We start from the raw sequence: 6,429 nt of genomic DNA, 5'->3' as shown, positions 1-6,429 counted from the left end.
ACCTTGCTGGAGCGCATGCAGCTGGTCGAGTTCGCTACCCTGATCGGGGTAGGAGGGGCATCCATCGGGCTGCAGCAACCCAATATGTGCAACGGTGCCAACCTGGCCTATACCCGAAATGTGTTTGAAGAGGTAGGGGGCTTTGCCGGAAACGAAGGGATTGCCAGCGGAGACGATGAATTTCTGCTGCATAAAGTAAGTCAGCTATACCCGGACCGGATCGCCTTTCTGAAGCACGAACAAGCCCTTGTCTACACGGAAGCCCGCCAGACGATCCGCAGTTTTGTGGCGCAGCGGGTGCGCTGGGCCAGTAAGTGGAAAGCCTACCAGCTGTGGCATGTGAAAGGGGTGGCGCTCGTTGTTTTCGCCGTTAACCTGCTCTTGTTTCTGGGTATACCTGCCGTGGTACTGGGGAAAATGGGATGGGGAATACTAATCGCGGGCTATGCTACCAAGTTTGCAATAGATTTCTTATTTTTAGAGCGTATACTGGCTTTTATGAAACGGCAGCGCTACATCCGGTATATGCTCCCTTTGCAGCTTGTGTACATTCCTTATATACTTTATACTGCTGTTGGCGGCCTTTTTGGGCGTTATAAGTGGAAAGGCAGAACTATCCGCAACCATGACTGAAAACGAATTTGCTATTCTGGACGAACTATACTTTGTTACGTCCTACCCTGAACTGAAAAGCTCCCTCTCGCTGACGGATGCAGAGCTCTGTGAGGCGCTACGTCACCTGATCGCACAAGGCTACATCCGCATACTCTACCCCGACCAGGACACCGAGTACGACTACGACGAGAAGGCCTTTGGGCACCACTGTCACGACTATTTCTACCTGGCCACAAAAGCCGGGCTCGTCGTGCACAATTCCATCTGATAACGATTGAAAATCAGAAGGTAAGCCTCCAGCAGGTATCAGGTTTTTACGCTGCACTTTGTCGGGGTTTTACACGGTCTGGTGGCATGAAGTTCATTGGCGAAGCCACCTCTTTTCACTGCTATGCATCTGAAGATACTCCGGATACTGCGTAATAGTGGCAAACAGCTACGTTGAATACCTGTTTTGGGAAGGTTTCCTGTTGTTTGGCGGTATTGCATTTGATTTTTTGTAAATTTACCCGACGCATACCTGGTTGTTATCAAGCTGGCACTATGCCTGCCCGGATGACAGCTGCAGACTATGTCCTTAAAGCTTGATTCCGCATGCCCGATATACTAGTACCAAACGTACAGCAGGAGCTGAACCTCAAAAAACTGGAGCTATCCGCTCTGTTGGAGATAACGCAGGCCATCAATGACAACCTGCCGGAAGACGCCCTCTACAAAATATACCGCTTCACCCTGCTGGCCCAACTGCAGATCAGCCGTCTGGCTTTGTTCGTACACGACGAAAAGTGGGAGACGAAGGTGAGTTTTGGTACGGAACAGGATTTTATGAAGCAAAGCCTGCCGGATGCCATACTGGAGCTGAAGGAAATCACCCGCACCTCCAAACTGAGTGTCGACAAAAAGTGGCGGGCCTTCGAGATCGTGATCCCGATCCTGCACAATGGCAAAGTACTCGCCTTTGTCATGATCGGTAAAATACAGCCCTACTATACCAATATCGAAGCCCTGAATTTTGTGCAGACGGTCAGTAACATCATGCTGGTAGCCATCGAAAACCACAAAATGGCCCGCATGCGACTGGCGCAGGAGTCTATCAGGCGGGAGATAGAGATCGCTCGGGAAGTGCAGTCCATGTTGTTTCCCAAGCAACTGCCCAACGACAAGGACGTGGCCATCCATGCCAGTTATATTCCGCATTCTTCTATCGGGGGCGACTACTACGACTTTATCGAAATAGACAAAGACCAGTTCCTGTTCTGCGTGGCCGATGTGTCCGGCAAAGGGGTGCCGGCGTCGTTGCTGATGTCCAATTTCCAGGCTGGCCTGCGCACCATCCTGCGGCAGACCTCCGACCTGAATACGGTCGTTTCGGAGCTCAATCACCTGATCTACCGCAATGCGATCGCCGAGAAGTTCATCACTACGTTTCTGGCCATCTACAACCGCCAGACGCGCGAACTGAGTTATGTCAATGCGGGCCACAACGCGCCGGTACTGCTCTATGAAAACAACACGCATGACCTGCTCAACGACGGGTGCACGATGCTGGGGGTGTTTGACGTGCTGCCTTTTATGAATGTGGGCAGAATCAATGTGCCGGAGAGCTCGGTGCTTCTCTGCTATACCGATGGCCTGACAGAAGTTTTCGACGAAGACGAAGCCGAGTTCGGCATTGAAGGCACGATCGAGTTTCTGCAGAGGCACCGCTTCCTGAGCTCCAAGATGCTGCACCTGCAACTGCTCAGCGCCATCAACCTCTTCAACGAGGAGGCTTCCTTCAACGATGATATCACCTTGCTTTCCTGCAGGTTTAAATAAGTTGAATTGTTGGATTGTTAAATTGTTAAGTATGGAGAATTGCAAACACCACCAGTTCTAGCGAATCGGTAAGGTGGAATCAACAGGAGAGCAAGATTTTAATTTACAGGAAATAGTCATAAAAGGGAGTATACTCATACGAACCGCCTTCCTGCTACGTAAACGCAAAATTTTTGGCATGATCCAATAGCTTTCCTGATACCACACGCACCGGTCAACAATTTAACCATTTAACCAATCAACAATTAAATTGCTACGCCTCTACAAAACGCCTTCGCTGCTTAGGACGCTGATGCCGGGCTATACCTGGCGGAAAGAGGGGCAGCACAAAAAGCTATACCTTACGTTTGATGACGGGCCTATCCCGGAAGTGACGCCCTGGGTACTCGAGCAACTAAGCAGGTTTGACGCGAAGGCTACTTTCTTTGCCGTAGGCGATAACCTGGCCAGGCACCGGGATGTGGCGGAGCAGGTGATGCAACAGGGGCACCGGCTGGCCAACCATACCTACCACCACCTCAAAGGCTGGAACACACCGCTCGAACGCTACCTGCACAATGTGCAATTGTGCCAGCAGGAACTGGAGCGACTAGAGCCATTGCAGCAGCAAAAAAAGCTTTTCCGCCCGCCTTATGGGCGCATTACGGCGAAGCAGGCAGCCGCTTTGCGAAGCGACTATGAACTCATCATGTGGGATGTGCTCACCAATGACTACGACAACAGCCTTACGCCTGAGAGGTGCCTGCAGCAGACGCTGAAATGCACCCAAAGCGGCAGCATCCTCGTATTCCACGACAGCCTGAAAGCGAAGCGAAACATGATGTACGCCCTCCCCCGGTTTTTAGATCACTTCACGGCACAGGGCTATACCTTTGAGGTCTTATGATGGTCTCGGTAGCCTATTTTATCCTCTACTTTCTTCTCTTCCTGGGGCTACTGACCCTTCTGCTCTTCAACCGCAAACGCTATACCTTAACACCTGCCGACCTTCCCCGCGTCAGCATACTGATCGCTGCCCGTAACGAAGAACAGCATATACTTAACTGCCTGCGCGCCATTGGGCAACTGGACTATCCCCCGCACAATCTGGAAATACTGATCGGAGATGATGGCTCCACAGACAATACGCGTGCACTGGTAGAAGAATTTATAAAGGACAAGCCGCAGTATACCTGCATCACCATAACCGGTACGATCGGGCAGGCGAGAGGGAAGGCGAATGTGCTGGCGCAACTGGCACAACGGGCTACTGCAGACATTTTCCTGTATACCGATGCCGATATTGTGGTGCCGGCTACCTGGGTGAAGGCCATGCTGTCAGAGCTCAAGGAAGGTATAGGAGTAGTAACAGGCATCACCACGGCCACAGGAAGCAGCTTGTTTGACAGGCTGCAAAGCATGGACTGGCTCTACTCTCTCGGATTGATGCAGGTGGTCAGCGACCTCAACCTGCCGGTCACGACCATGGGCAATAACATGCTGGTAACCCGGAAGGCATATGAGGCTGCGGGAGGCTACGAAAATATTAAGTTCTCCATCACAGAGGACATTGCCCTATTTAACCAGGTGCTCAGGCGCGGCTTCGGTTTCCGCAACATCTACGATCGCAATGTACTGGCCTTGTCCGCACCTGCTGCCAGTTTTGGCGAGCTGCTGCAGCAGCGCAAACGCTGGATGCGCGGCTCCACCCACTTGCCCGCCTACATGTTTGCCATCTTTGTGCTGCACTCAGCCTATTACCCGGTGCTGCTGCCTTTCTTTTTCCAGGCTTCGGTAGGTATAGCCGGCGCAATTTTTGTAGCCAAGCTGCTGTTGCAAAGCCTCTTCCTGCACATCTGCCTCAGGCGCCTTCGCCTTCGCGCGGCCTGGTGGTACTACCTGCTCTTTGAGCTATACCTGGTATTTTCCTCCATCTTACTCATCCTCTACTTTTTTATCCCCACAAAGATAAATTGGAAGGGGAGGAAGTATTAGAAGTTGAGGAGTTAGAGAGTTTGGGAGTTAAAGAGTTAGAATGTTGGGGAGTTAGAAAGTTAGAGAGGTATAATAGTTCGCGGTTTCCCGTGTTGTGGTCCGTATGATAGAATCATGGATTCAATTCCTAATTTTTAATTGACAGTCCTCTCTCAGCTTGCACGCATGGGCTATACTTTGGACCTTTGTTCCTTTATGAATTTGAACGAAAAATTTCGAATATGAAATTAGTTGATTCGCACGCACATATATATTCAGAGAAGTTCTCACAGGACCGGGAAGAGGCGCTGGCACGGGCCTGGGCAGCAGGGGTAGAGAAGATCTATATGCCCAACATCGACCATACGTCCATCGATGTAATGTTGGAAACGGAAGGGAAACACCCGCAGCAATGCATTGCCATGATGGGCCTGCACCCCACCTCTGTAGACAAGGATTTTGAGAAAGAGTTATACTTGGTAGAGGAGTGGCTGAACAAGCGTGCTTTTGCGGCAGTCGGCGAATGCGGCATTGATCTGTACTGGGACAAAACCTTTATGCCCCAGCAACAGGAGGCCCTAAAGGTGCAGGTGGCACTGGCCAAAAAGCACAAGCTGCCGATCGTGTTGCACACACGAGACTCTTTTGACGAAACCTACGAGATCATAGCCCAGGCACAGGACGGTACCCTGCGGGGAATCTTCCATTGCTTTTCGGGCACGGCCGAGCAGGCAGCGAAGGTCAAGGAGCTGAACTTCCTGATGGGAATTGGTGGGGTGGCCACGTTCAAGAATGGCGGTCTGGACCAGGTATTGCCGCATGTGCAGTTGGAGGACCTGGTGCTGGAAACAGACTGCCCATACCTGGCACCCGTGCCGCACCGGGGCAAACGCAACGAACCGGTATACCTGCCGCTGGTCGCCCGGCGCGTAGCCGAGCTCATGCATAAATCAGAAGAAGAAGTGGCTGAAAAGACAACTCAGAATGCAGTATCACTCTTTAAACTATAGTTATGCAGGTTGTTAAAGTAAACATCGATACGCCAGTACCTGCCAACCCGGAAGCATCTATCCTGATCATCTATACCGGTGGCACGGTAGGTATGATGTTCGACGAAGAGAAGCAGCATCTGATGCCCTTCAACTTCAGCCAGATACTGGAAAAGGTGCCCGAACTGAAACAGCTCAACTACCTGCTCACGGTAGTGAGCCTGGAGCCTGCCATTGACTCTTCCAATGTGTCGGTAGCGGATTGGCTGCTGCTGGCCCGCCTGATCGAAGAGCAGTACTATGACTACGACGGCTTTGTGGTGCTGCACGGCACCGATACCATGGCCTACAGCGCTTCAGCCCTGAGTTTCCTGCTGGAGAACCTGCAGAAGCCGGTGATCTTTACCGGCGCCCAGGTACCCATCGGCTTGATCCGTACGGATGCCCGCGAGAACCTGATCACGGCACTGCAGATAGCGGCTACCAAAGTGAACGGCCAGAGCATGGTGCCGGAAGTATGCGTCTACTTCCATAGCCTTCTTTTGCGGGGTAACAGGGCAAAAAAAGTAGAGAGCAGCCACTTTGATGCCTTCAAATCGGAAAACTATCCGCCACTGGCCGAAGCAGGTATAGCGATCGACTACCATGCGGGTACCATTCTGCCGCACTCATCCGAAACCTTCCGGGCGCATCACCACCTCGAAGAGCATGTCGCTATCCTCAAACTCTTCCCCGGCATTACACCGCAGGTAGTGCGAAGTATCCTGCAGGCGCCGGGGCTGAAAGGCGTGGTGCTGGAAACTTACGGTTCGGGCAATGCGCCAACCGTGCCTTGGTTCCTGGAGCTGTTGCAGGAAGCGCTGGCAAATGAGATTTACATCCTGAATGTATCGCAGTGTGACGAAGGCCGTGTAGACCAGGGGCGCTATGAAACAAGCAAATACCTGCTGAACATGGGGGTAATCGGAGGGGATGACATCACGACGGAGGCTGCCATTACCAAACTTATGTTTGTACTCGGGCTCGGCCTGACGGCACAGCAGACCAAAGATAT

General features: G+C 52.0%; 7 protein-coding genes. All 7 read left to right on the top strand.

The features are described 5' to 3' along the window. A partial coding sequence (locus OB13_RS12130; RefSeq protein ID WP_461490433.1) for a glycosyltransferase family 2 protein occupies window positions 1-633 on the top strand: 633 nt, incomplete at its 5' end. Further along, window positions 626-883, top strand: coding sequence for a hypothetical protein (locus OB13_RS12125; RefSeq protein ID WP_461490432.1), 258 nt, complete (start codon window positions 626-628; stop codon window positions 881-883). The genes OB13_RS12130 and OB13_RS12125, both read left to right, overlap by 8 nt. 326 nt (window positions 884-1,209) lie before the next feature. Beyond that, window positions 1,210-2,433 (top strand): PP2C family protein-serine/threonine phosphatase, encoded by a 1,224-nt coding sequence (locus tag OB13_RS12120; protein ID WP_461490431.1) that lies wholly within the window; start codon window positions 1,210-1,212, stop codon window positions 2,431-2,433. Between the two features lie 250 nt (window positions 2,434-2,683). Beyond that, complete coding sequence (locus OB13_RS12115; protein WP_461490430.1) at window positions 2,684-3,319, top strand: polysaccharide deacetylase family protein; 636 nt, start codon at window positions 2,684-2,686, stop codon at window positions 3,317-3,319. Next, window positions 3,316-4,407: a glycosyltransferase gene (locus OB13_RS12110; RefSeq protein WP_461490429.1), complete on the top strand. Its 1,092-nt coding sequence runs from the start codon at window positions 3,316-3,318 to the stop codon at window positions 4,405-4,407. Before OB13_RS12115 ends, OB13_RS12110 begins: the two co-directional genes overlap by 4 nt. 221 nt (window positions 4,408-4,628) lie before the next feature. After that, window positions 4,629-5,396: a TatD family hydrolase gene (locus tag OB13_RS12105; RefSeq protein WP_461490428.1), complete on the top strand. Its 768-nt coding sequence runs from the start codon at window positions 4,629-4,631 to the stop codon at window positions 5,394-5,396. 2 nt (window positions 5,397-5,398) lie between these two features. Next, on the top strand, window positions 5,399-6,429 hold a 1,031-nt coding region (locus OB13_RS12100), incomplete at its 3' end, for an asparaginase (RefSeq protein WP_461490427.1).

The organism is Pontibacter sp. HJ8, assembly GCF_054824225.1.
Note: the sequence above shows the minus strand (reverse complement) of the source record. Positions and strands in the feature narration are given on the sequence as shown.

Excerpts from the sequence above, each read along its gene's own strand:
- OB13_RS12125 (WP_461490432.1), top strand. The coding sequence starts at position 626 with ATGACTGAAAACGAATTTGCTATTCTGGACGAACTATACTTTGTTACG.
- OB13_RS12120 (WP_461490431.1), top strand. The coding sequence starts at position 1,210 with ATGCCCGATATACTAGTACCAAACGTACAGCAGGAGCTGAACCTCAAA.
- OB13_RS12110 (WP_461490429.1), top strand. The coding sequence starts at position 3,316 with ATGATGGTCTCGGTAGCCTATTTTATCCTCTACTTTCTTCTCTTCCTG.
- OB13_RS12105 (WP_461490428.1), top strand. The coding sequence starts at position 4,629 with ATGAAATTAGTTGATTCGCACGCACATATATATTCAGAGAAGTTCTCA.